This is a genomic window from Sulfitobacter litoralis, from assembly GCF_900103185.1.
Classification (GTDB): Bacteria; Pseudomonadota; Alphaproteobacteria; order Rhodobacterales; family Rhodobacteraceae; genus Sulfitobacter; species Sulfitobacter litoralis.
On record NZ_FNJD01000001.1, the window covers coordinates 319,178 to 344,952 of the forward strand.

The 25,775-nt window shown below is 61.1% G+C and carries 21 protein-coding genes and 1 tRNA gene; 11 read left to right on the forward strand and 11 right to left on the reverse strand.

Going from position 1 to position 25,775, the window contains the following annotated elements:
- Positions 1 to 9 precede the first annotated feature (9 nt).
- The 3 genes from thiB to BLQ98_RS01650 are packed head-to-tail and all read left to right on the forward strand — an operon-like array spanning position 10 to position 3,198.
- Positions 10 to 987 carry a thiamine ABC transporter substrate binding subunit gene (gene thiB, locus BLQ98_RS01640; RefSeq protein WP_093731606.1) on the forward strand — a complete coding sequence of 326 codons (978 nt, stop codon included), beginning with the start codon at positions 10 to 12 and terminating at the stop codon, positions 985 to 987.
- Positions 963 to 2,519, forward strand: coding sequence for a thiamine/thiamine pyrophosphate ABC transporter permease ThiP (locus tag BLQ98_RS01645; protein WP_093731607.1), 1,557 nt, complete (start codon positions 963 to 965; stop codon positions 2,517 to 2,519). Before thiB ends, BLQ98_RS01645 begins: the two co-directional genes overlap by 25 nt.
- A complete protein-coding gene (locus BLQ98_RS01650; RefSeq protein ID WP_093731645.1) occupies positions 2,506 to 3,198 on the forward strand; it encodes a thiamine ABC transporter ATP-binding protein in 693 nt (230 codons plus the stop codon). Before BLQ98_RS01645 ends, BLQ98_RS01650 begins: the two co-directional genes overlap by 14 nt.
- Here the strand turns inward: BLQ98_RS01650 and BLQ98_RS01655 are convergent, their stop codons facing one another.
- Genes BLQ98_RS01655 through BLQ98_RS01665 form a run of 3 tightly spaced genes read right to left on the reverse strand, consistent with a single transcriptional unit; the run spans position 3,199 to position 5,930 of the window.
- Complete coding sequence (locus BLQ98_RS01655; RefSeq protein ID WP_093731608.1) at positions 3,199 to 3,783, reverse strand: exopolysaccharide biosynthesis protein; 585 nt, start codon at positions 3,781 to 3,783, stop codon at positions 3,199 to 3,201.
- A gap of 14 nt (positions 3,784 to 3,797) precedes the next feature.
- Entirely contained in the window at positions 3,798 to 4,652 is an 855-nt protein-coding gene (locus BLQ98_RS01660; protein ID WP_093731609.1) for an SDR family oxidoreductase, read from the reverse strand.
- Between the two features lie 12 nt (positions 4,653 to 4,664).
- Positions 4,665 to 5,930 (reverse strand): glycosyltransferase family 4 protein, encoded by a 1,266-nt coding sequence (locus tag BLQ98_RS01665; protein WP_093731610.1) that lies wholly within the window; start codon positions 5,928 to 5,930, stop codon positions 4,665 to 4,667.
- Between the two features lie 114 nt (positions 5,931 to 6,044).
- Between BLQ98_RS01665 and ade the strand changes: the two genes are divergently transcribed.
- The 6 genes from ade to msrA all read left to right on the forward strand — a co-directional run bounded on the left by ade (position 6,045) and on the right by msrA (position 11,817).
- Entirely contained in the window at positions 6,045 to 7,847 is a 1,803-nt protein-coding gene (ade, locus tag BLQ98_RS01670) for an adenine deaminase (protein ID WP_093731611.1), read from the forward strand.
- The gene (locus BLQ98_RS01675) at positions 7,844 to 9,307 is read left to right on the forward strand and encodes an AMP nucleosidase (RefSeq protein WP_093731612.1); all 1,464 of its coding nucleotides are present in this window, start codon (positions 7,844 to 7,846) and stop codon (positions 9,305 to 9,307) included. Before ade ends, BLQ98_RS01675 begins: the two co-directional genes overlap by 4 nt.
- A gap of 144 nt (positions 9,308 to 9,451) precedes the next feature.
- Positions 9,452 to 9,727 carry an HU family DNA-binding protein gene (locus BLQ98_RS01680; protein WP_005850942.1) on the forward strand — a complete coding sequence of 92 codons (276 nt, stop codon included), beginning with the start codon at positions 9,452 to 9,454 and terminating at the stop codon, positions 9,725 to 9,727.
- A 144-nt stretch (positions 9,728 to 9,871) separates the two neighbouring features.
- Positions 9,872 to 10,741 (forward strand): DMT family transporter, encoded by an 870-nt coding sequence (locus BLQ98_RS01685; RefSeq protein ID WP_037954066.1) that lies wholly within the window; start codon positions 9,872 to 9,874, stop codon positions 10,739 to 10,741.
- A gap of 120 nt (positions 10,742 to 10,861) precedes the next feature.
- Complete coding sequence (gene msrB / locus BLQ98_RS01690) at positions 10,862 to 11,311, forward strand: peptide-methionine (R)-S-oxide reductase MsrB (RefSeq protein WP_093731613.1); 450 nt, start codon at positions 10,862 to 10,864, stop codon at positions 11,309 to 11,311.
- Positions 11,308 to 11,817, forward strand: coding sequence for a peptide-methionine (S)-S-oxide reductase MsrA (msrA, locus tag BLQ98_RS01695; protein ID WP_093731614.1), 510 nt, complete (start codon positions 11,308 to 11,310; stop codon positions 11,815 to 11,817). The genes msrB and msrA overlap by 4 nt, the downstream gene beginning before the upstream one ends.
- Before the next feature lie 52 nt (positions 11,818 to 11,869).
- On the opposite strand, the gene BLQ98_RS01700 is transcribed toward msrA, so the two are convergent.
- The 7 genes from BLQ98_RS01700 to BLQ98_RS01730 all read right to left on the reverse strand — a co-directional run bounded on the left by BLQ98_RS01700 (position 11,870) and on the right by BLQ98_RS01730 (position 23,350).
- A complete protein-coding gene (locus BLQ98_RS01700) occupies positions 11,870 to 13,876 on the reverse strand; it encodes a hydantoinase/oxoprolinase N-terminal domain-containing protein (RefSeq protein ID WP_093731615.1) in 2,007 nt (668 codons plus the stop codon).
- Between the two features lie 62 nt (positions 13,877 to 13,938).
- Positions 13,939 to 14,997: a tRNA epoxyqueuosine(34) reductase QueG gene (gene queG, locus BLQ98_RS01705; protein ID WP_093731616.1), complete on the reverse strand. Its 1,059-nt coding sequence runs from the start codon at positions 14,995 to 14,997 to the stop codon at positions 13,939 to 13,941.
- 15 nt (positions 14,998 to 15,012) lie between these two features.
- The gene (fzlA, locus tag BLQ98_RS01710; RefSeq protein WP_093731617.1) at positions 15,013 to 15,678 is read right to left on the reverse strand and encodes an FtsZ-binding protein FzlA; all 666 of its coding nucleotides are present in this window, start codon (positions 15,676 to 15,678) and stop codon (positions 15,013 to 15,015) included.
- A 61-nt stretch (positions 15,679 to 15,739) separates the two neighbouring features.
- Positions 15,740 to 16,486, reverse strand: a complete 747-nt coding sequence (mtgA, locus tag BLQ98_RS01715) for a monofunctional biosynthetic peptidoglycan transglycosylase (RefSeq protein ID WP_093731618.1) — start codon at positions 16,484 to 16,486, stop codon at positions 15,740 to 15,742.
- Between the two features lie 27 nt (positions 16,487 to 16,513).
- Positions 16,514 to 17,227 carry an SGNH/GDSL hydrolase family protein gene (locus BLQ98_RS01720; protein ID WP_093731619.1) on the reverse strand — a complete coding sequence of 238 codons (714 nt, stop codon included), beginning with the start codon at positions 17,225 to 17,227 and terminating at the stop codon, positions 16,514 to 16,516.
- A 99-nt stretch (positions 17,228 to 17,326) separates the two neighbouring features.
- Complete coding sequence (gene gltB / locus BLQ98_RS01725) at positions 17,327 to 21,859, reverse strand: glutamate synthase large subunit (protein WP_093731620.1); 4,533 nt, start codon at positions 21,857 to 21,859, stop codon at positions 17,327 to 17,329.
- Between the two features lie 57 nt (positions 21,860 to 21,916).
- Positions 21,917 to 23,350: an NAD(P)-dependent oxidoreductase gene (locus BLQ98_RS01730; RefSeq protein WP_093731621.1), complete on the reverse strand. Its 1,434-nt coding sequence runs from the start codon at positions 23,348 to 23,350 to the stop codon at positions 21,917 to 21,919.
- Between the two features lie 229 nt (positions 23,351 to 23,579).
- Between BLQ98_RS01730 and BLQ98_RS01735 the strand changes: the two genes are divergently transcribed.
- Entirely contained in the window at positions 23,580 to 24,383 is an 804-nt protein-coding gene (locus BLQ98_RS01735; protein WP_093731622.1) for an undecaprenyl-diphosphate phosphatase, read from the forward strand.
- A 55-nt stretch (positions 24,384 to 24,438) separates the two neighbouring features.
- On the opposite strand, the gene BLQ98_RS01740 is transcribed toward BLQ98_RS01735, so the two are convergent.
- Positions 24,439 to 25,422, reverse strand: coding sequence for a complex I NDUFA9 subunit family protein (locus tag BLQ98_RS01740; protein WP_093731623.1), 984 nt, complete (start codon positions 25,420 to 25,422; stop codon positions 24,439 to 24,441).
- 213 nt (positions 25,423 to 25,635) lie between these two features.
- On the opposite strand from BLQ98_RS01740, the gene BLQ98_RS01745 reads away from it, so the two are divergent.
- Positions 25,636 to 25,721, forward strand: a tRNA-Leu gene (locus tag BLQ98_RS01745).
- Positions 25,722 to 25,775 lie beyond the last annotated feature (54 nt).

A 25,775-nucleotide genomic window follows, 5' to 3' on the forward strand; every position in this document is an offset into this window, starting at 1 on the left:
GAGGATGCCATGAAGTATCTTACACTTGCTGCCACCACGCTTTTCGCCACGCAGGCATGGGCCGACACGCCCGAACTGGTGGTCTATACCTACGATAGCTTTGTCGCCGAATGGGGCCCCGGCCCTGTAATCGAAGCGGCCTTTGAAGCAGAGTGTGCCTGCGATCTGAAATTCGTAGGCATGGGCGATGGCGCGGCGCTGTTGGCGCGGCTCAAGCTGGAAGGCGCACGGTCTGACGCCGATCTGGTGCTGGGGCTTGATACCAGCCTGATCGCGGCGGCCAAGGAAACAGGGTTGTTCGCGGCGGCCACAGTTGATGCGGATTACGACCTGCCCGTCACATGGGAGGACGACAGCTTTGCCCCCTACGACTGGGGCTATTTTGCCTTTGTCCATAACGCCGATCTGACACCGCCTGCGAACTTTCGCGCGCTAGCCGACAGTGACCTCAAGATCGTGATTCAGGACCCCCGGTCCTCTACCCCCGGTCTGGGCCTGCTGATGTGGGTCAAGGAGGCTTACGGCGACGAGGCCCCCGCGATCTGGGAAGGTTTGGCGGATAACGTCGTGACCGTGACCAAAGGCTGGTCCGAAGCCTACGGCTTGTTCCTTGAGGGCGAGGCCGACATGGTGCTGAGCTATACCACGTCCCCCGCCTATCACCTGATCGCCGAAGAGGACGCGACCAAAGCCGCCGCCGCCTTTGACGAAGGCCATTACATGCAGATCGAAGTGGTCGGCAAACTGGCGGGCACCGACCAGCCCGGGCTGGCCGATCAATTCATGCAGTTCATGGTATCGGACGCGGCGCAATCGGTGCTGCCCACGACCAATTGGATGTACCCCGCCGTTACGCCCCAAGGCGGGCTGCCCGAAGGCTTTGAACAGTTGATCGAACCAGACAAGGCGCTGCTGATCCCGAACGGTGACGTGCCCGCCCTGCGCGAGGAAGCATTGGCCGAATGGCTCTCCGCGCTGTCGCAATAAGCACGAAAACCGGCATCAGCGCCGCCATTCTGGTTGCGGCGCTGATCCTTGCTGCGGTGGTGGCGGTACTTTGGCGGGCGGAGTTCGGCAGCGGGCTTGGCCCGGCCGATTGGGCCGCGATCCGGTTTACCGTGCTACAGGCCGTGCTTTCCGCTCTGCTGTCTACCGTGCTGGCAATCCCTGTCGCCCGTGCGCTGGCGCGGCGGCGCTTTGTCGGGCGCGGGCTGCTGGTGACGCTGCTTGGGGCACCTTTTATCCTGCCGGTGATTGTCGCCGTGCTGGGGGTGCTTGCGGTGTTTGGCCGCGCGGGCTGGCTGAATGCGGGTCTGACGCTGGTCGGACTGCCCGGCATCTCTATCTACGGGCTGCATGGAGTCGTGCTGGCACATGTCTTTTTTAACCTGCCACTGGCAACGCGACTGCTGTTGCAGGCGTGGCAAACCGTGCCCGCTGAACGTTTCCGGCTGGCAGCGCAGCTTGGCATGACCCCGCGCGCCGTGTTCCGCAGCATTGAACTGCCCCTGCTCCGCCAGATCCTGCCCGGCACAGCGGCGTTGATCTTTGTGATCTGCCTGACCAGCTTTGCCGTAGCGCTGACCCTCGGCGGCGGCCCCCGCGCCACGACAATCGAGCTTGCGATCTATCAGGCGTTCCGTTTCGACTTTGACCTAAACCGTGCTGCACTGCTGTCGCTGGTGCAGCTTGGCCTTGCCGGCAGCACCGGCGCGCTGGCGCTTTGGATCATCCCCGCGATCAGTCTGGGCGGCGGGCAGGACCGACCCCTGCACCGCTGGGACGCGCGCGGCGGGTTGCAACGGGGGATCGATGCGCTGTTCATCACGCTGGCGGCGGGGTTTCTTCTGTTGCCCCTGACCTCGGTCCTGCTGCGCGGGGTGATCGGCCTGCCGCAAATGCCCGCCAGCGTGTGGCAGGCGGCGGGCACCTCTGTCACCGTGGCGTTAATCAGCGTGGTGGTCTTGCTGGCCTTGGCCCTCCCCCTTGCCGGATGGATCGCGACCCGCGCCCGCGGCGGGGTAGAGGCGGTGGGCCTCTTGGGTTTGGCTGCCTCTCCGCTGATGATCGGCACCGGCTGGTTCATTCTGATCAACCCCATCGCCAGCCCTTTTACGCTGGCCCTGCCCGTCACAGCACTGGTCAATGCGCTGATGGCCCTGCCCTTTGCCCTGCGTATTCTGGTGCCCCGCCTGCGCGACACGGTTCAGGTTTACGGCAGGCAGGCGCAAATGTTGGGGCTGCGCGGCTGGCCGCTTTGGCGCTGGCTGATCCTGCCACGCTTGCGCCCGCAGATCGGATTTGCCGCGGGGCTGACCGGTGCCCTGTCGATGGGAGATCTGGGGGTCATCGCCTTGTTCGCCGACCCCGACAGTGCCACCCTGCCACTGCAAATGTATCGCTTGATGGGGGCCTACCGGATGGAGGCCGCGGCGGGTGCGGCCCTGATCCTGCTGGCGCTGTCGCTGGGGATTTTCTGGATATTCGACAAGGGAGGGCGCTGGCATGCTGACGCTTGAGACCGCACAGATCACCCAAGGCAGCTTTACCCTGCACGCCGACCTGACCCTTGCGCCCGCGCAGACCTATGCGGTGATCGGCCCCTCGGGTGCGGGGAAATCCACCCTGCTGGGGGCGCTTTGCGGGTTCATTCCGCTCAGTACTGGCAGGCTGCTGTGGCAGGGCACAGACATCACCCAAGCGGCCCCCGGTGCGCGGCCGATGACGATGCTTTTTCAGGACAACAACCTCTTTCCCCATCTCAGCGTGATGCAAAATGTGGGGCTGGGGCTGCGCCCCGACCTGCGGCTCAGCACTGCGGAACAAACCCGTGTACACGAGGCGCTCGATCGCGTCGGGCTGCAGGGGATGGCTGCCCGCAAACCTGCCGAGCTTTCCGGCGGGCAGCAAAGCCGTGTGGCCCTCGCACGGGTACTGGTACAAGCCCGCCCGCTTGTACTGCTCGACGAACCCTTTGCCGCACTTGGTCCTGCCCTGCGTAACGATATGCTTGATCTGGTGGCAGAGCTCGCCGCAGAAACCGGCGCAGCGCTGATCATGGTGACCCACGCCCCCGAAGACGTGCGCCGTATCGCGGATCAGGTGATTTTTGTCGAAGGTGGCACCGCGCAGGCACCTCAGCCTGCCGCAGCGTTGATGGACAATCCGCCCGACGCGTTGCGTGCCTATCTGGGATGATCAGAAAATGACGGCGTAAAAGGTCAGCGATGTCAGCAAGATCGTCAGATACCCCAGCAACACATAAAGCCCGTCACGGGTGAACAGACCAAAAGCAAACAGCGCCACCGTTCCGCCCCCGAAAGACGACGCGAAGGGCACGAATTCAAGCAAGGGCCAGCCCACGGGCAGGATCACGCAGGTCACCAACGTCAGCAGACGCATCGGGCCTGTCGTCAGAAACTGGAGCCTCTTACCCGAGTGGCGATCAAAGAACGCCGCGGGCTTGCGCAGCCACCGCACGCAAAACAGCAACCGTGTTGATTTGACCTCGCGGCGCAGCAGGAATTGCGGCAACCACAGACGTTTGCGTCCATAGACCGCCTGCGCCGACAGCACGATGACGACCATCGCCATGAAACTGGACACACCAAAGACACCGGACAGCGGCGACACTAACAGCAGCGCGGCCACCAGAATGAAGGGGAGCAGGGACCGCTCTCCGAATTCGTTCAGCACATCGTTGATCGTGACCGTCTCGCGGCTGGCCGCTTGCTCCATCCCGTCCAACAGATGGGTGAGGCTACGCTCCTCGATATTGTGCATATACCCCCCAAAGGTCAGCTGTCTCGTGCAAGCAATGCCGTCAGCCCAGCCCGATAGGTGGGGAACTGCGGTGCCCAGCCTAACGCCTGCTTAATACGGTCGTTCCGAACCTTCTTGCTTTCCGCGTAAAAGCTGCGGGCCATGGGGGTCATATCGGCCTGATCAAAGGGGATCGCGGGGGGCACGGGAAGGCCAAGCAGCTCTGCCGCGTGGGCGATCACGTCTTGCGGTGGCGCGGGGTCATCGTCGCACAGATTATAGACCGCGCCCGGGTCGGGCCGCTGCAAGGACAGCTCAAGCGCTTGGGCAATATCCTCGACATGGATGCGAGAGAAGACCTGCCCCTGCTTGATGATCCGCCGCGCCGTTCCGGCCCGCACCTTGGCAAAGGGGCCGCGTCCGGGGCCATAGATGCCTGCGAGGCGAAAGATATGCAGCGGCAGATCGGGGATCGCCTGCCATCTTGCCTCTGCCGTGACACGGGCGCGTCCGCGCTTGGTCGATGGTGTCAGCGGCGTGTCCTCGTCCACCCAATCGCCGTCGTGGTCGCCGTAAACCCCTGTTGTCGACAGGTAACCGACCCACCGCAGATCGGGCGCGGCGCGGGTGACTGCATCCTCGACCGCATTCAAAACCGGATCGCCTGCGCTGTCCGGTCCCGCCGAGACGAGCACATTGGGAAACTGCGCGATCAACGCCCCCAGATCGGCCCCCGGCCAGACCACGGGTTCAACGCTCGTGTCCGCAATGGCATCTGCCTTGTCGGGACTGCGCGTGGTGCCGACGATGCGCCAGCCCTGCGGCACCAGCCGTGCGGCGAGGGCGCGCGCGCTAAAGCCATGCCCGATCGACAGCAGCGTTTTCTCCATGAGGCGTCCTTTCTATGTGGTGGGGGTCCGGGGCAAGGCGATCCGCTGCCCCTCGGGGACCAATGCATTCATCTGCGCGATATGTTCCGGCAGGCATTTGCTCAGGAAGTCATAGGTCTCGACCACATGTGCCCGCGCCGCCGGCCCCAGATGCGCATAGGCCGCCGGATTGCCCAGCACATCCGCCACCTGATCGCCCAGCGCATCGGGATCGAAGAAATCGCATAGCAGACCGGTTTCGCCGTGGGTAATCGCCTCGCGCACGGGGGCCACGTCAGAGCCGACAATCGTCGCGCCCATCGCCATCGCCTCGAGCAGGGACCACGACAGCACAAATGGCATGGTCAAATAAAGATGGCAGCGGCTGATCTGAATAACCTTCTGGTAATCCTCGTAGGACAGCTTGCCCAGAAAATGCACCCGCGACCAATCGACGTGCTTGCCAACCTCTGCCTCCATCTCGGCGCGCAGCCCGCCGGGGTGTTTGCTTTTGCCCCCATAAGACGTGTCGTTGCCGCCCACCACCAGCACCCGCGCATTGGGCCGCTGTTTCAGGATGCGAGGCAGCGCCCGCATGAACACATGAAAGCCCCGCGTGCGTTCAAGGTTGCGCGACACAAACGTCAGCACCTCGTCGTCCTTCGTCAGTACGTGGTCCAGCCGCCCCAGTTTCAGTGTCACCGACGGGTTCGGCCGCAACTGATCGGTGCGTATCCCGTCGTGGCAGACATAGAGCTTACGATGAAAGCTTTGTGGGAAACGGTCGCGCTGCCAGTATGTCGGGCTGAGCCCCACATCGACGGTTTCGATATTCGCCAGCGGCACGGCGTTGCGCGCATGCAGCAAAAACGGCGTGTTCTCGGTTACAGGCTCTTCAGGGTCAAAGCCCACGGGCCCGCCGGTTTCGCTGTAATAATATTCGAAAAAGCCGATGATCGGGACATCGGGCCATATCTGTTTGAAAAACGTCAGCTCCCCCCACCCCACGTGGCCCACGACAATATCCGGCTTGAACCCTTCGCTGCGTTCGATCTGCTTGGCGGCACGGGCAGCGCCCAAACCGTTGCCCGTGGATTCCTCCCAGTTCTTTGACAGCCCATAGGCGTTCTCTGCCGGTCGGTGGTGTGTCTTGTAGAACCGTGTTTCGACGCCATCAAAGCGGGGCGGGTTCTTGCGTTGGGTCAGAAAATAGATCTGGTGCGCACGCTGGTCGGCCAGCCATTGCACCAGCTCGCGGTATTGGCCGGGCATATTTTGGTGCACAAACATAATTTTCATGGGATGGCCTTACGTGCTGTTGGTCGCCCACAGTTAGCCCAGTCGGCACGGACAGTGCAAACGCCACAAAGCCTCGTGCTTGAACCTCGGGCAATCTTCGTGTCAACGTCAGGTATGAAAGAACACACATTCCCCTCATGGCCCGATGTGGCCGATCAACTGGTCGCTGTTGCGGCGGGACGCAGCGCTGCGGATACGATCATCACCGGCGGTATCTGGGCCAACGTGCATACGCGCGAAACCCTGCCGGACCATGATATCGCGATCAAGGCGGGCCGCATCGCCTTTGTCGGGCCGGACGCCAGCCATTGCAAAGGCGACACGACCAAGGTGATCGAGGCCAAGGGCCGCTACATGATCCCCGGCCTGTGTGACGGGCATATGCACATCGAAAGCGGTATGTTGACACCTGCGGAGTTTGCTCGCGCCGTAATCCCCCATGGCACCACGTCAATGTTCACCGACCCGCATGAAATCGCCAATGTGCTGGGGCTGGAAGGCGTGCGCATGATGCATGACGAAGCCCTGATGCAGCCGGTGAATATCTTCACGCAAATGCCATCCTGTGCGCCCTCCGCCCCCGGCCTCGAGACCACCGGCTTTGAAATCACAGCAGAGGATGTCGCCGAGGCGATGCACTGGCCCGGTATCATCGGTCTGGGCGAGATGATGAACTTCCCCGGTGTGACCGCGGGCGACCCCAAGATGTTGGCCGAGATCGCGGCGACGCAACGCGCGGGCAAGACCGTGGGCGGGCACTATGCCTCGCCCGATCTGGGGCCGGCCTTTGCTGCCTATGTGGCGGGCGGTCCGGCGGATGATCACGAAGGCACCTGCGAGGCAGACGCGATTACGCGGATGCGTCAGGGGATGCGGTCGATGATCAGGCTGGGGTCTGCTTGGTACGACATTGAAACACAGATCACCGCGATCACCGAAAAGGGGCTGGATTCGCGCAATATGATCCTATGCACCGACGACTGCCATTCCGGCACTTTGGTGAATGACGGCCATATGAACCGCGTGGTGCGCCATGCCATCGACTGCGGCTGCGACCCTTTGATTGCGCTGCAAATGGCGACGATCAACACCGCGACGCATTTCGGGCTTGAGCGCGAGATAGGGTCGCTGACGCCTGGACGACGGGCCGATGTGATCCTGACCTCTGACCTCAAAACGCTCCCCATCGAAACGGTGATCGCACGCGGTCAGATCGTGGCCGAAGATGGCGTGTGTCTGGCAGAGTGTCCACATTACGACTGGCCGCCCCATGCCCGGCAAACCGTCAACATGGGCAAAGACCTTGGCGCGGATGATTTCCAGATCACGGCGCCTGCGGGGGCCAATGCTGTTACCGCCAATGTGATCGGCGTCGTCGAAAACCAAGCCCCGACCCGTGCGCTGAAGTTCGAGCTGCCCGTGACCGAAGGGCGCGTGCAATCCACAGGCGAGGTGTGCCAGATCGCGCTGGTTGAACGGCATCGCGGCACGGGCACTGTTGTCAACGCGCTGGTGTCTGGCTTTGGGTATCAAGGGCCGATGGCGATGGCGTCGACGGTTGCCCATGACAGTCACCACATGATCGTGGTGGGCACTGATACCGACAATATGGCGATGGCCGCGAACCGTCTGCGCGAGGTTGGCGGCGGGATCAGCATCTTTAAGGACGGGGCAGAGCTGGCCATGGTCGAACTGCCGATTGCTGGCCTGATGTCCGACAACCCCGCATCCGATGTCGCCGCCAAGACCGAAGCGATGATGCAGGCGATGCGCGATTGTGGGTGCACGTTGAACAACGCCTATATGCAGCATTCCCTTCTGGCACTTGTTGTCATTCCCGAATTGCGCATCTCTGACCTCGGACTGGTCGATGTACGTAGTTTTGAATTTATTCCTTTGTTAGAGCCTGTTTCATGACCAAAATCCTGACCCCAGATGCCCGCCCCGCCGAACAATTCACCGACGCTGCCGCCGCCGTTGCGCGCCTGATCGAACTTTACAGCCAAGCAACGGGTTTCCTGAGCGAACATTTCCAGAAAGCGATGGACAATGCGGCCCCCGAAACAAGGATCAGGGCGTTCTACCCCGAGATCCGGTTCACCACCTCCAGCTATGCGCAGGTGGATTCGCGGCTGTCCTTTGGTCATGTGTCGTCGCCCGGCACGTTTTCGGCGACGATTACGCGGCCCGAACTGTTCAAACACTACCTAACACAGCAAATCGGGCTGCTGATCGAAAACCACGGCCAGCCCGTGACCATCGCGGTATCCGACACACCGATCCCCGTGCATTTCGCGGTTAGCAATGACGACAGCGTGACGATCCCGCAGGAAGGTGCGGCGGATTTCACCCTGCGCGATGTGTTCGACGTGCCGGACCTGAGCACCACAAATGACGATATCGTAAACGGGACCTATCTGCCGGTGGATAATGTACGCCCGTTGGCCCCCTTCACCGCGCAGCGTGTCGATTATTCGCTGGCACGGCTGACGCATTACACCGCCACCGATCCCGACCATTTCCAAAGCCACGTGCTGTTCACCAATTACCAGTTCTACGTCACCGAGTTCGAGGAATACGCCCGCGCCATGCTGCGCGACCCCGATAGCGGCTACACGTCCTTCGTCTCTACCGGCAACGTCGAGATTTCGGACGGCGACGCGCCGCTGCATGCGTCGGTCAAAACCCCGCAGATGCCGACCTATCATCTGAAACGCGCGAACGGGTCGGGCATCACGCTGGTTAATATCGGCGTCGGACCGTCCAACGCAAAAACCGCGACGGACCACATTGCCGTGCTGCGCCCCCATGCGTGGCTGATGGTTGGTCACTGCGCTGGCCTGCGCAACACCCAAGCGCTTGGGGATTTCGTGCTGGCGCATGGCTATCTGCGCGAAGACCACGTGCTGGACGACGACCTGCCGGTCTGGGTTCCGATCCCCGCGCTGGCCGAGATCCAGATCGCGCTGGAGGACGCCGTTGAACAGGTCACCCAGCTTGAAGGCTACGAGCTGAAGCGGATCATGCGCACAGGCACCGTCGCCACCATCGACAACCGCAACTGGGAACTGCGCGATCAATCCGGTCCGGTGCAGCGGCTTAGCCAGTCCCGCGCCGTGGCGCTGGATATGGAAAGTGCCACGATCGCAGCCAACGGCTACCGGTTCCGAGTGCCCTACGGCACGTTGCTTTGCGTCTCTGACAAACCGCTGCATGGTGAATTGAAACTGCCCGGTATGGCGTCAGATTTCTATAAAACGCAGGTCGCACGGCACTTGATGATCGGCATTCGCGCTATGGAACAGCTGCGCGATATGCCGCTAGAGCGGTTGCACAGCCGAAAATTGCGCTCGTTTGACGAAACTGCTTTTCTCTAAAGGCCGAAATCGGCTGAAAATAGCATGTTTTCGCGGTTTCTTGCGACCTATTCGTTGTGTTCAACCACAACATACCGTTACATTCTGCGCGTGAGGCCCTAATCCGGGCGGACGAAGGAGAAAAACAAGATGGCAACTAAACCAATGACAAAAACCCAGCTCGTCGCGGCTTTGGCTGAGGAAATGGGCGAAGACAAGAAAACAGCAAGCGCGGCACTGGACGCGGTTTGCGCGTTGATCACGAAAGAGGTTTCCGGCGGTGGCGCTGTGACCCTTCCCGGCATTGGCAAAATCTACTGCCGCGAACGTCCCGAGCGTATGGTGCGTAACCCTGCCACCGGCGAACAGTTCAAGAAAGACGCGGACAAGGTTGTTAAGATGACCATCGCGAAAGCGCTGAAAGACAGCGTTAACGAATAAGACTGATTACAGTCTGTTCTGACAAAGGGTCGCCCACGGGCGGCCCTTTGCGTTTGGCGCAGGTCTGTGTTGCGCCGAATGCGCTTGCTCCTGTCGGGCAACTACGGAAGTCTCCGCCCACTGGAAAACCTGAAAGGCCCCCTCATGGATATACGTGCAATTCTCATGGGGCTGGCCTTCGCCGTAATGTGGTCCTCTGCCTTTACGTCGGCGCGGATTATCGTCGCGGATGCGTCCCCCTTGATGGCTTTGTCGGCGCGGTATCTGATCTCTGGCCTGATCGGCGTGGGGGTCGCGCTGGCGCTTGGGCAGACGTGGCGGCTGACGCGCGCGCAATGGCGGGCAACGATCATTTTCGGCGTGCTGCAAAACGCGGTCTATCTGGGGATGAACTTTGTCGCGATGCAGACCGTACAGGCGTCACTGGCGGCGATCATCGCCTCGACCATGCCGCTTCTCGTCGGTCTGGCAACATGGCTGTTTCTGGGGGAAAAGCTCAAGCCGTTGGGCATTGCAGGGCTGATCGCCGGTGTGATCGGGGTGGCCATCATTATGGGGGCACGGATCAGCGGTGGCGTCGATCTGACGGGGCTGCTGCTATGCGGCGTCGGTGTGGTCGCGCTATCTGCGGCGACCCTGCTGGTGCGCGGTGCGACCTCTGGCGGGAACTTCCTGATGGTGGTGGGCTTGCAGATGCTTGTCGGCTGCGTGGCGCTGTCGATTGCGACCTTGCTGTTCGAGACGCCGCACATCAGCCCAAGCTGGCCGCTGGCGCTGGCGTTCCTTTATACCTGTCTGGTGCCGGGGCTGCTGGCGACGGTGGTCTGGTTCTGGCTGGTCAACCGTATCGGAGCCACCCGCGCCGCGACCTTCCATTTCCTCAACCCGTTTTTCGGGGTGGCGATTGCTTGGCTGTTGCTGGGCGAACCGCTGGGGGTTCAGGATATCATCGGCGTCGCCGTGATTGCCTTGGGTATTCTTGCAGTTCAGGTCTCGCGGCAGCGCCGCGCCTGACCTGCAAGCCAAGGGGTTGGGCGACAGGCGGGCGGTCACAGATCGGTGCGCCGCTGCATTACCCCTTTGAAAAACCCGCGCAGGCCCCATTTAATGTATCAAACCGCAAAGGAGCCTCGCATGCCGACCTATGAAAAGACCGACGCCGCCATTAACGCTCTGTCCCCCGAAGAATTCCGTGTCACCCAGCAGGACGGCACCGAACGTCCCGGCACGGGCAAACTGCTCGATAACAAAGAGCCAGGCATCTACGTAGACATCGTCTCTGGCGAGCCGCTGTTCGCGTCCTCTGACAAATACGAATCCGGCTGCGGCTGGCCGAGCTTTACCAAACCCATCGAACCGGCCCATGTCAGTGAATTGCGCGACGCATCGCTGGGGATGGTTCGCACCGAAGTGCGCAGCGCCCATGGCGACAGCCATCTGGGTCACGTCTTCCCCGACGGTCCCGCAGACCGTGGCGGACTGCGCTATTGCATCAATTCGGCCTCGCTCCGCTTTATTCGTCGTGACGACATGCAAGACGCAGGCTATGGCGATTATATCAACCAAGTGGAGGATGTAGCATGAGCGAACAACGCGCAGTACTGGCCGGAGGATGCTTTTGGGGCATGCAGGACCTGATCCGCAAACGCGAGGGGGTTCTATCGACCCGCGTGGGCTATTCGGGCGGCGATGTACCCAATGCCACCTACCGCGACCACGGCACCCACGCCGAGGCGATCGAGGTGATGTTTAACGACGACGTGATCAGCTATCGTGATCTGCTGGAGCTGTTTTTCCAGATCCACGACCCGACAACGCTGAACCGTCAGGGCAATGACCGCGGGCTGAGCTATCGTTCGGCGATCTACTATGTCGACGAAGACCAGAAAGCCACGGCGCTGGACACGATTGCCGATGTAGAGGCATCGGGCATCTGGCCAGGCAAAGTCGTGACAGAGGTAGAACCCGTCAGCGATTTCTGGGAAGCAGAGCCCGAGCATCAAGATTATCTGGAGCGTATTCCAAACGGTTATACCTGCCACTTCCCGCGCCCCGATTGGGTCCTGCCCAAACACGCGGCAGCAGAATAAACGCAAAACGGCGCAGCCCCATAGGGTTTGCGCCGTTTTCTTTGAGGGGTGTCTAGACCAATGCGACCCTCGGTCGGCCCGTCGCTTCAACCGTGAGCACCGCTTCGATAAAGACCTTGCGGCTTTCGACTTCGGCATAGCGGATTTCGCGCTGCGTTTCGGTTTGCATGTCGATCACGCCGGCTGCTCGTGCCGCTGTCTCTGCCTTTTCCCGCAGCGTGTTTTCAAGCGTGTTAAGCGCCTGTGTCTGATCGGTGAAATCCTGCGGCCCGTCGGTCAGGTACACTCTGAACCGCCCCTCTGCCGGGGACGTCACCGTGCCGCTTTCCCGCATGGTCACCCGCCCGACGACAGCGCCGATGGCATTGGCCACCGCGGCGTGTTCAGGCAGGATCATCTGCGTGCCCAGCCGTTCCCCCACCGCCGGATAATAGGCCGCGGCAGAGGCCCCCAGCCCGATTACCGGCACGTTCAACGCCGCCTCGATCCGCACAAGCCCCGCGTGACCGCGCAACCCGCGCTGCAACAGCTCATGGCGTGCCAGCGTTTCGGGTTCTGCATCAAAGGCAGGGTCTTCTTCGGCAAGCGCCGCCTCTAGCAACGCCAGGCTGGTCTGTTCGGTCAATTGGTCCACGATCATCTGCGCCATAACGGCAGGATCAGGTGCCAACATCTGCCCCGCCCCTGTACGCCGCCGCCCGAACAGCCGCAGCGCCTTTTGTGCGGCCTTTGCGTCCCACGCATCCACGCGGCCCAGCGCATGGCTCGCATCCGAAGGGGTGACGCCAGCAAGCTGGACCAGCCCGCGTTCGACCAGCCGTTTAAGAGCACCGGTTTCGATCCGCGCGCGCACGATATCCGCCATCGGGCGCAGCCCGTCACCGATACGGTCCAGCAGCGTTTGTTCACGCGCCGAGATGCCTTCGCGCGGTTGACCTGCCACGGCACTCACAAAGCGCCCGTCATATTCGCCGGGGGTGGTGCTGCGCAGCTGCGCATCAAGCGCGGTATGGACGACCTCGGGTGCCTCCGCCGCGATGAGCGCAATGGGCAAGATACGCTTGGGCCCCAGCGTCACGCCGCCCTGCAAGCCTTCGGTCAGGAAATGCACCTCGCTGTCGCCCCCCAGACCGGTGGTACGCATGGCAACGGCCTCTACCATCGTGCGGTAGCTGCCGACGCGAGCCCCTGCGGGGTCGATCGCGGGCCGGCCATCGCGTAACAGGGCTACATCCGTGGTGGTGCCGCCAATATCACTGACCAACGCATGTGCCGCGCCGGTCATCCACCGCGCGCCGACAATCGAGGCCGCAGGCCCGCTGAGGATCGTTTCAATCGGTCGCGCACGCGCTTGTGCCGCAGAGATCAGCGCCCCATCGCCGCGCACAACCATCAACGGGGCCGTCACACCGATGTCAGTCAGCACATCCTCGGCGCGGCCAATCAACCTGTCTATCATCCCGATGAGCCGCGCATTCAGCACCGCCGTTAGCGCCCGTTTCGGCCCGTTGAGCTTGGCCGACAGTTGATGTGAGGCCGACACAGGCCGGCCCGTCACCTGCGCCACCAACGCAGCAACCCGCTGTTCGTGAATAGGGTTGCGCGTGGCAAACTGGCTGGCGACCGCGAACCCGCTGACCTGCGATTTTTGCGCGGTCAGAAACGCGACCAGCGCGTCTTCATCCAGCGGGGAAAGCTCTGCGCCTGCGTGGTCATGTCCGCCGCCCAAGATCAGATAGGGGTCACCGTTCAGCGCCTCTGCCAGTCCGTGCGCCTGAAGGTCACGTTCTTTGAAACCGACATAGATCAGCGCCACGCGCCCGCCCTGCCCTTCGACCAATGCATTAGTTGCCAGCGTGGTGGACAGCGACGCCATCGCCACCTGACCCGCTGAAACATCAGCAGCCTCCAACACGTGGCGCACGGCTTGCCCCACACCGATGGCCAGATCGCCGCGGGTGGTCAGCGCCTTGGCCGAAGCGATCACCGTGGTTTCATCCCGGATCAGTACCGCATCCGTATAGGTGCCGCCCGTATCCACCCCAAGCAAAAGCGCCATTCAATTATCCTTGCACCGTTTTCCTAGGGTTTACCTGTTCCCGCGCAGCGGTCCAGCCCTGTCTAGCCGTGGTTTTCGCCAAGACGCGCCACAGCCCATTGTGCAGCATCAACAACTGTGGCGTCAGGATCGTCCAGCAGACCCTGTGCCACAGGGACCAGCCGCGCCTGACCGGAGTTGCCGATGGCGTAAAGCACGTTGCGCATGAACCGGTTGCGCCCGATCCGCTTGATCGGCGACCCACTGAACCGCAGCCGGAACGCGGCATCATCCAGCGTCGCCAGCTCTGCCAGATCAGGGGCACCGACACCGCCGTGATAGCGCAGATCGCTCGCCGCGACGGCGAACTTGTTCCACGGGCAGGCGGCAAGGCAATCGTCACAGCCGTAAATGCGGTTGCCCATCTTGCTGCGCAGCTCAAGGTCGACCGGCCCGTTGTGCTCAATCGTTAGATAGGAAATGCAGCGCCGCGCATCCAGTTGATAGGGCGCGGGGAACGCATTGGTGGGGCACGCCGTGAGGCATGACCGGCACGACCCGCAGTGATCCACCTCTGCCGTGTCGGGGGTGAAATCCAATGTGGTGAAGATCGCGCCAAGAAAGGCCCAGTTCCCCCAGTCGCGGCTAAGCAGATTCGTGTGCTTGCCCTGCCAGCCCAGCCCCGCCGCCTGTCCCAACGCCTTTTCCGGCACGGGGGCTGTATCGACAAAGACTTTCACCTCGCACGGTTCTTGCGCCACCAGCCAGCGCGCCACCCGCTTGAGCCGTTTCTTTACGATATCGTGGTAGTCGCGCCCCTGCGCATAGACCGACACGCCCGCCTTGTCGGGGTGGTTCAGCACCTCGGTCGGGTCGTATTCGGGGGTGTAGCTTTCGGCCAGCATGATCACCGACCGCGCTTCGGGCCAAAGCGCTGCGGGGTTGCCCCGCCAAGCCATGCGGTCGGCCATCCATGACATCTGCCCGTGGTACCCTGCCTCGACAAAGGCCTGCAGCCGTTCGGGCACCTCGGGCACTGCATCGGGTCGGCAGATACGGCACGAGACAAAGCCCTCGTCCAGCGCCTGCGCCACCAACCGGCCCCGCAGGGCGTCCGTATCAACCGCCGGCGTCACAGACATCCGGCACGGCGTGGATCAGAAATCAAGGTCATTGTAATGCTTCGGCGGTGGGAAGCCCGGCACCTGATCGGCCAGCAACGACCGGAAGGCCGGGCGGGATTTGATCTTGGCGTACCAGTCCTTGACCACGTCCGACCGGTTCCAGTCCACATCCGAAATATAATCAAGCGAGGACAGATGTGCCGCCGCTGCAAAATCGGCCAGCGTCATCACGTCACCCGCCAGCCAGCGCCGGTGGTCCAGCAGCCACGCCATATAATCGATGTGGTATTTGATCGCCTTGGCCCCGTCCTTGACGTTGCGGCTGTCAGGAAACCCCTGCTTCATCACCTTTTTATTCACCCGTTCGTACAGCAGCTTTGAGGTGACTTCGTCGTGGAACTTGTCATCGAACCAGCTGACCAGACGGCGGACTTCGAGCCGCTGAATCGGATCACTGGGCATCAGCGACGGTTCGGGGCGGGTTTCTTCGATGTATTCACAGATCGCAGCGCTTTCGGACATGATGATACCATCAAGTTGTAAGACGGGCACCTTGCCCGCCGGATTGCGACGCATGAAATCTGGGTCTTGCTCCCAATACCGCTCTTCGACGCGTTCTACCTCGATCTTCTTCTCGGCGAGGCTCAGCCGGACTTTGCGGCAGAACGGCGACAGCGGGACGTGAAACAGGCGGGCCATAAAGGGGTTCCGGTACTAACAAACAAGGGTTTCATCCTCATGCCCGTCTTGGTTGGGTTTTTCAACTCTCGAAACAGGCTGCCCGCCCGTCCTTGCTGATTGTCGCCGCACCATCACGGATTTGGGCACTGCGCTTGCGCACCGACGCCGACGGGCGTGTAGCAGAGCGGGTTTTGGGCGAGGGCAGGATCGCGGCCAGCCGTGCGGCTTGTGTCGCCGTCAGCTTGGCGGGAATCACTCCGAAATAATGCTGCGCTGCTGCATCGATACCAAAGATGCCTTCGTCAAACTCGGCGACGTTCAGATAGACCTCGATGATCCGTCGTTTGGTCCAGACGGTTTCGACCAGCGGTGTGATGCCGGCCTCAAGCGCTTTGCGCAGCCAGGTGCGCCCGTGCCACAGATAGACATTCTTGACCGTCTGCTGCGAGAGAGTAGAGGCGCCACGGTTCGACCCTTCTGCAATAGCGCGCTTGATCGCAGCCAGATCAAAGCCCCAATGATTGCAGAAATTCGCGTCTTCTGCCGCCACCACAGACCGTGCCATGACAGGGGCAACTTCTTCCAGGGCGACCCATTGCTGATCGACGCCCCCCAACCTGCGGCCTTCGCTAAACATATAGGGCGTGGTTGGCGGGTTGAGCACCGCAAACAGCAGCACCATTGCGACCAACAGGCCAAGCACGGTTAGCACCAGCTTGAACGTGCCCCTGACGACGCGCCGCTTCAATGACCGCAGCTGCGCCGCGGGTGACGGCGGCTTGGCCTTGGTCTTGCTTTTGGATTTCGAAGATGCGCGTTTTGCCATAGTCATCAGCTATATCGCGCAACGCGCTTATTGTGAACGGGCACTGCGGGCGGAAATTCCTTTTGCCAGATAGGCTCCGATCAACGCCGATGCCTTGGGCGACGGGTGGGTGTTGTCGCTGGCAAAAAGGCTGGGATCGTTGCGGTCGATCACCATTTCGGAATCAAGAAACGTCACCCCCGGCGTCTGTGCAGCAAACCGCGCGATGCGGCGCTCCAGCAGCACCAGATCATCGCGGCAGCCTTCGAATGACCCTTTGCCGTTTCCAGCATAATATCCCATCCACATTACCTGCGCACCGCTGCTGCGCAAACGCGACAGAAAGGCCGGAACCTCTCCGCTGGCCGCATCCGCACCGATCAGCGTGTCGACCACCGGCGTGCAAGCCCCGCATTTGCAATCGTTGAACCCCAGATCATTGGCCCCGCCGTTCACCACAATCCAGTTCCAGCGCCCGCCGGGGTATTGGTCCTGAATGTCGAACCCCACAGCAGACAAAAGCGTGCTGTCATTGCTGAACTGCGCCCCCGGGACGGCCTTGCTGATCACATTACGGCCAAGGGCTATCGCCATCGCATCGGGGATCGCCTGATCGCTTGATCCGTTCCACGCCATCACGGAATCGCCAATCACCAGAATATCACCGCCGCCCTTGGGCGCGGCATCGGTACAGGCCGCAAGCGCGAGCCCCACCAGCAAAAGCGCCATCAGCCGGACGCGAGAGGAAACTGTTTTGATCATCCCGTAACTATAGGCCGCTTGGAGCCCCGGTAAAGCGTGGGCGATGTACAAAAGAAATCGGGCGCGAGGTTTCCCCCGCGCCCGATCTATCCGTTTTGCTTACTCCGCCGGTATTGCGTGCTCTTCGACGCTCAGCGGGGCGGGCAGATGGACCAACATCTCTTTGGGGCAAATCTGGACAAAGTTATCCTTTTCGATGTCCCAATGCTGCAGGATGTCTTCGGCCTTGCGGCTGCTGGTTTCCTGCAAGTGCCGCTCGATCAGACCCTTCAGCTGGTTTTCCCAATGCTCTACCGTGACCGGGCAGGTCACCAGTGTTTCACGGTTCAGCATTTTTTCGACCTTGCCATCAGGGTTGTACAGATAGGCCATACCGCCCGTCATCCCCGCGCCAAAGTTTGCGCCAATCTCGCCCAAGATCACGGCCACACCGCCGGTCATGTATTCGCACCCGTTGCTGCCGCAGCCTTCGATCACGACATGCGCGCCCGAGTTCCGCACCCCGAAACGTTCACCGGCACGGCCTGCTGCAAACAAAAAGCCCTTGGTCGCGCCATACAGCACAGTGTTGCCGATGATCGTGTTGTCAGAGGCGACGATGGTGCTTGCCATCGATGGACGCACGACGATGGTACCGCCCGACAGGCCCTTACCAACATAGTCGTTCGCATCGCCCGACACTTCAAGCTTGAGCCCCGGTGCCGCGAAGGCCCCCAGCGACTGCCCCGCCGAACCGGTCAGCTTGACCGTCAGGTGATCGGGCTGCAGCTGGTTGTTCATGCCGAAGTTGCGGATGATGTGGCTCGAGACGCGGGTGCCCACGGTACGGTGCGTGTTCTGCACCGCATAGCTCAGCTGCATCTTCTCACCATCCTCAAGGAAGCGCGCGGCGTCGCGCACGATTTCAGAGTCCAGCGTGTCCAGCACAGCGTTGCGTGGCTTGTTGCGGTCATAGACAATCTCTGCCGCGCCATCGACGGTGATCAGCAGCGGGTTGAGATCCAGATCGTCAAGATGCGCAGAGCCACGGCTGACCTGTGCCAGCAGATCGGCACGGCCAATCACGTCATCCAGGCTACGCGCCCCGATAGAGGCGAGCAATTCGCGCACTTCGGTGGCGTAGAAGGTGATCAGGTTCACGACCTTATCCGCGTTGCCGGTGAACTTGCCACGCAGCGCTTCGTCTTGGGTGCAGACGCCGACGGGGCAGGTGTTCGACTGGCACTGACGCACCATGATACAACCCATCGCGATCAGCGCGGCAGTGCCGATGCCGTATTCCTCGGCTCCCATCATCGCGGCCATCACGATGTCACGCCCGGTGCGCAAGCCGCCGTCGGTCCGCAGGGTCACGCGGTCACGCAGGTTGTTCATCGCCAGAACCTGATGCGCTTCGGTCAGGCCCATCTCCCACGGCAGACCCGCATATTTGATCGAGGTCGCAGGCGATGCGCCCGTGCCGCCATTGTGGCCCGAGATCAGAATGATATCCGCCTTGGCTTTCGCCACACCGGCCGCAATCGTGCCAACGCCCGAGGACGCCACCAGCTTCACGGTCACCTTACAGCGCGGGTTGATCTGCTTGAGGTCATAGATCAGCTGCGCAAGGTCTTCGATGGAATAGATATCGTGGTGCGGCGGGGGCGAGATCAGGGTCACGCCCTTGGTCGAATGGCGCAGACGGGCGATCAGGTCGGTGACCTTCATGCCCGGAAGCTGACCACCCTCGCCGGGCTTGGCCCCTTGAGCGACCTTGATTTCAAGCTCTTCACACTGGTTCAGGTATTCGGCAGTCACACCGAAACGGCCCGACGCCACCTGCTTGATCTTGGCCGAGGGGTTGTCGCCGTTCGCCTCGGGCACGAAGTGCGCCGGATCTTCGCCACCCTCGCCAGAATCGGACTTGGCCCCGATGCGGTTCATCGCGACGTTCAGGGTCTTATGTGCCTCGGGCGACAGCGCGCCAAGGGACATGCCCGGCGTCACGAAACGCTTACGGATAGAGGTGATGGATTCGACCTCTTCGATAGGCACTGGGGCCCCCAGCGGCTTGATGTCCAGCAGGTCGCGCAGATGGATCGGCGGATTGCTTTGCATCTTGGCGCTATACTGCTTCCACATCTGGTAGGACGCTTTGTTGCAGGCCATTTGCAGCATGTGCATCGACGATGCTTCCCATGCGTGGGTCTCGCCGGATTTGCGCGCCTTGTAGAAGCCGCCGATGGGCATGACGACGCCATCACCCTGCCAACCACGGTCGTGGACCGCTTCGGCCTTGCGTTGGATACCGGTCACACCGATCCCGCTGATACGGCTGGTCATGCCGGGGAAGTATTCCGCGCACATCGCGCGGCTCAGCCCTACGGCTTCGAAGTTCAAGCCGCCACGGTAGGAGGACATGACGCTGATGCCCATCTTCGCCATGATTTTCAGCAGGCCCTGATCAATCGCCTCGCGGTAGCGGGCCATCGCGGTCGTCAGGTTCATGTCCAGCAGACCACGCCCGATACGATCCGCCAGTGAATCTTCGGCAAGGTAGGCGTTCACCACGGTGGCACCACAGCCGATCAGCACGGCAAAGTAATGCGGGTCCACACATTCGGCCGAGCGCACGTTGAGCGAGGTAAATGTCCGCAGGCCCTTGCGGGTCAGCTGGCTGTGCACGGCAGATGTCGCAAGGATCATCGGCATCGCCACGCGGGTCGCATCGCTGAACTGGTCGGTCAGCACGATGTGACCAGCACCGGAGCGCACGGCGTCTTCGGCCTCGTCCCGGATCCGGCGCAGGTTTTCGCTCAGGTTGTTGCCGCCTGGCTCGAAGGTACAGTCGATGGTGACAGAGTTCGCGTTGAATTCGGTCATCAACTGATCAAACTGCGCGTTCGCAAGAAACGGGCTGTCGAGCACAAGAATTTCTGTCTGCGCGCTGGATTCGTCCAGAACGTTTTTGAGGTTCCCGAACCGCGTTTTCAGGCTCATGACGCGGAATTCGCGCAAGCTATCGATGGGCGGGTTAGTCACTTGGCTAAAGTTCTGGCGGAAGAAGTGGCTGAGCGGGCGGTACTGGTTCGACAGAACTGCCGACGGCGTGTCGTCGCCCATAGAAGCCAAGGGTTCTTTCGCATCTTCGGCCATCGGGGCGAGGATTTGTTCAAGGTCTTCGATGGTGTAGCCTGCTGCCACCTGACGGCGGCGCAGTTCGTCGCCCGAAAACAGCGCCTTTTCCTCGACATCGCCAAGCGCTTTGTCCAGCTCGTTGATCTTGCCGACCCATTCACCAAAGGGGCGCGACGCGGCGAGCTTGTCCTTGATTTCGGTATCGCCGAACATTTTGCCTTCTTCGATATCGACCGCCAGCAGCTGACCGGGGCCAAGCGCGCCTTTGCGTACGACATTCGCCTCGTCCTGCGGCACCATGCCCGCTTCGGAGCCGGCGATCAGCATGCCGTCAGCGGTGACGACGAAACGCATCGGGCGCAGACCGTTGCGGTCTAGGCCGGCGCAAACCCAGCGGCCATCGGTCATGGCCAGCGCTGCGGGTCCATCCCAAGGCTCCATCACCGAGTTGCAATAGGAATACATGTCGCGCCATGCCTGCGGCAGCTCGACCGCCTGCTTGGACCAGCTTTCAGGCACCAGCATGGTTTTCGCCATCGGGGCTGAACGACCCGCGCGCACCAGCACCTCGAACACCGCATCCAGCGCGGCAGAGTCGGACGACCCGGCAGCAACGATCGGTTTGATGTCTTCGGCCATTTCGCCAAACGTGCCCGACGCCATGCGGATCTCGTGGCTTTTCATCCAATTGATGTTGCCCTTGAGCGTGTTGATCTCGCCGTTATGGGCCAGCATGCGGAAAGGCTGCGCCAACCACCATTGTGGGAAGGTGTTGGTGGAATAACGCTGGTGATAGATCGCAAAGGCGGACTCAAAGCGTTCGTCCATCAGGTCGGGGTAGAAGTTGGCAACATCCTGCGCCAGCATCATGCCCTTGTAGATGATCGACCGGCAGGACATCGACGCGATGTAGAGGGTCGGCACCTGAGCGGCCAGCGCGGCTTTCTCGATGCGACGACGGATGACATAAAGCTCGCGCTCGAATGTTTCCTCGTCCACGCCCTTGGCGTTCGAAATCAGGATCTGTTCGATCTCGGGGCGGGTCGCATTGGCCTTGTCGCCCAAGACCGACGTATCCACAGGCACGTGGCGCCAGCCGTAGATATAGTAGCCCATGCGCAGCACTTCGGTTTCAACGATGGTCCGGCAGGTTTCCTGCGCGGCAAAGTTGGTGCGCGGCAAAAAGACCTGACCGACGGCGATCAATTCGCCTTCGCGGGGGCTGTGACCCGTGCGGCGCACCTGATCATAGAAAAAGTTGACGGGGATCTGCACGTGAATGCCTGCGCCGTCGCCGGTTTTACCGTCCGCATCAACAGCCCCGCGGTGCCAGATCGCCTTGAGCGCCTTGATGCCGTTTTCAACAACCGCACGGCTGCTGGAGCCATCGATGTTCACGACAAGGCCGACACCGCAGGATGAATGCTCTTCTTCTTCGGAATACAGACCGTTTTCTGCCATGAAAGCGCGTTTTGCTTCTTCGCGTGCTACCCAGGCGTCATCATACTTGGTCATTTGGAATCTCCTAAATCGGGCGCGCCTGAGGCGCGAAATATCAACTGAAAGGGGCGTTTATTCGGCGGCGATGGCCACGCTGGCCCCCATCTTTTCAAGAATCGCCTGCGCACAATCGCGCCCGTCCTTGATGGCCCAGACCACCAGTGACGCGCCGCGCACGATGTCACCCACGGCATAGACACCATCCAGATCGGTCGCGCCGGTGATATAGTCGGCCTTGATCGTGCCCCAGCGGTTCACCGGCAGCTCTGGCGTGTTCCACAGTTTGGGCAGGTCTTCGGGTTCAAAGCCAAGCGCCATGATCACCAGATCGGCCTCTTCGACGTAATCAGCACCCTCGATCACCTCGGGGGCCTGACGGCCAGAGACATCGGGCGCGCCAAGACGCATCTTTTGCACCATCACACCGGTGACCGGATCGCCGACGAACCCTTTGGGCGCGGATAGCCATTCGAATACCACGCCTTCTTCTTCGGCGTTTTGCACTTCGCGTTGCGAACCGGGCATGTTGGCGCGGTCACGGCGGTACAGACATTTCACCGACGTGGCCCCCTGACGGATCGAGGTCCGCACACAGTCCATCGCGGTATCACCGCCGCCAATGACGACAACCTTTTTGCCCTGCGCGTTAAACCGACCGGAGTCGAATTCCTCGACCGCGTCACCAAAGCTTTTGCGGTTGCTAATGGTCAGGAAATCAATCGCGCGTTCCAGACCCACACCGCCAACGCCGGGGGCCTGAATGTCACGGGTTTTATAAACGCCCGTCGCGATGATCACGGCGTCATGCTTGGCGCGGATATCGGCAAAGCTAATGTCGACACCCACATCGCAGTTCAGTTCAAAGTTAGCGCCACCTTCGGCCAGCTGGTCGTTGCGGCGCATGACCACATCTTTTTCCAGCTTGAAACCGGGGATGCCGTAAGTCAGCAAACCACCCGCACGGTCATAGCGGTCATAGATCGTAACCTGCACACCCGCGCGGCGCAGCACGTCCGCAGCGGCCAGACCGCCAGGCCCTGCGCCGATGATACCGACGGATTCGGCACGTTCGGTCTTGGGTTTGATCGCCTGTACCCAGCCATTTTCCCACGCGGTATCGGTGATATATTTCTCAACCGAGCCGATGGTCACAGTGCCGTGGCCGGATTGTTCGATCACACAGTTGCCTTCGCACAGACGGTCCTGCGGGCAGATGCGGCCGCAGATTTCAGGGAAGGTGTTGGTGGCCTGGCTGATCTCGTAGGCTTCCTTCAGGCGCCCTTCGGCGGTCAGGCGCAGCCAGTCGGGGATGTTATTGTGCAGCGGGCAATGGGTCTGGCAATAGGGAACGCCACACTGGCTACAGCGGCTGGATTGCTCCTGCGCTTTCTCATCCGCGTATTCCGCATAAATCTCTTTAAAGTCTTCACGACGAAGATTCGGCATCCGTTTTTCGGGCATATCCCGGGAAACCGTTGTAAACTTGAGCATTGGCTGCTTTGCCATCTTGGATCTCTCCGCATGAAACACGTTGCTGCCCCCTCATACACAGGCTCTTGAAAGATATAAAGGCAGCACTACTGACCTATATACATATTATTTTCATTCGAACGCATTTATTAGGCGAATATAGCGCCGTTTTATGTCCGATTCGGACTTAACAACCCACTTCCCTTCTATCCCCCCAAAGTTGTAGCCCTATGGCACCCAGAACGCTTCAAAGGCCGGCCCCTTCATGACCCTGTTTCAATTACTGCTCGTCGCAATCATTCAGGGGCTGACAGAGTTCTTGCCCGTCTCGTCCTCGGGTCATCTGATTTTGCTGCCCACGCTCACCGGCGGACCCGATCAGGGGCTTGCCATTGATGTGGCGGTGCATGTCGGCACGCTTCTTGCGGTGGTTCTATATTTTCGCACCGAAGTCGCAGAGGCCACGATAGGACTTGGCCGCTTGCTACGCGGCAAGATGGACACCCCCGGCGCGCGGCTTGCGGCGCTTTTGATCATTGCAACGATTCCGGTTCTGGTGGTCGGGCTGGTGATCAAGCTGCTGGGAATCGACGAGATGCTCCGCTCTGTTGCGGTGATCGGCTGGACGATGCTGCTGTTCGGGATTGTACTGTATTGGGCCGACCACACAGGCCGCAGTGACCGCAACACCGAAGACTGGAACATGAGAGGTGCCGTCTGGATGGGGCTGGCGCAGGCTATTGCCCTGATCCCCGGCACCTCGCGGTCGGGCATCACGATCACCGCGGCACGCAAACTGGGCTATGACCGCGCCAGCGCCGCGACGCTGTCGATGCTGATGTCGATCCCCACGATCCTCGCCTCGGGTGCACTTTTGTCACTGGACGTGATCGGAGAGGCCGACGCGCAGCTTGCCCGTGACGCATCCATCGCCGCCGCCTTCGCCTTTGTCGCAGCCCTTGGCGCCTTGGTCTTGATGATGCGCCTGCTGCGGAGCGTGAATTTCACCCCTTATGTGATCTACCGCATTCTACTGGGGGCCGCGTTGCTGGTGTATGCCTACAGCTAAAGAAAAGGCCCCGCCGTTGCCGACAGGGCCTTTCTGTATTCCGAATGCTACTGGCTCAGGTCCGCAAGTTTTTTGCGGATTTCTTGATCTCGTCATACTGACCCGACGGACGGAAACGCCAAAGATACTCGGGCAGCACCGATCCCATAGACGCAGGGGTGATCCCCAGAGCGTCAAAGCCCCGCATGCCCTCGCCTACGACGTTATCATTCGCCAGATTCTTGATCTGATCGCGGGTCAACGTGTTGTTCTTGATCAAACCGAATGTGACCGACTGCAGCACATCCAAGCCAAAGGCGATCATCCGCGCCACGAACGTCGGCAATGCGATGACCATCCGACGGCGGTTCACCACGCCCAGCATACGCTGCATCAGGCCGCGAAAGCTCTCGACCTCGGGTCCGCCCAATTCGTAGATACCCGCTGGGGCCTTGCCCGTCACCGCCAGCTCTGCCGCATGGGCGACGTCATCGACATAAACCGGCTGGAACAATGTGTCCGCACCCACCGCAGGGATTGCAGGGCTGATCCGTGTCATACCGGCAAAACGGTTAAAGAAGTCATCCTCGGGCCCGAACACGATCGAGGGGCGCAGAATAACAGCATCGGGCATGTATTTCAGCACGCCGGCCTCTCCCATCGCCTTGGTCTGGGCATAGTCGCTATCGGCCTCGGCATTCGCACCGATGGCAGAGATCTGAACCAAGCGTTGCACCCCTTCGGCAGCAGACAGGCGCGCAATACGCTCAGCACCGTCAGCCTGAATCGCGTCAAAGGTGTTCTTGCCAGCCTCGGCCAGAATCCCAACGCAGTTCACCACCGCATCAGCGCCCCGCAACGCATCGCGCACAGATGCATCATCGCGGATGTTGCAAAAGACCGGTTCGACCTGCCCAACGGTGCCATAGGTACGCACGAACAACGCTTCGTTCGGGCGGCGCACCGCAACGCGAACACGCCATCCCGCCAATGCCATGCGGCGGACAATATACCGCCCCACAAACCCGGAACCGCCGTAAACCGTGACCAGCTTTGCCATGATGATACCCCTGACCAGAAAATCTAGGCTACAGATACATCCCCCCCCCTTGAGGAACAAGCAGCAATTCCGCCCCAAAGTGCCGCCCAAAGCCGATCTAGCGCAGCAAATCGCGCCCCCTGCTAATTATTTTATCTTCACTTCGTTTTGTTACTAGAATCCAATTGACACCCCCGCCCGACAGCAATAAACGCTCCCTCACAACCCCCCTGTGCCCAGGTGGCGGAATGGTAGACGCGCTAGCTTCAGGTGCTAGTACTGGCAACGGTGTGGAGGTTCGAGTCCTCTCCTGGGCACCACTAAACTCCCGAACAGATGTCGAAGATGTCAATGAAACAAGTGGGTATTGCCGA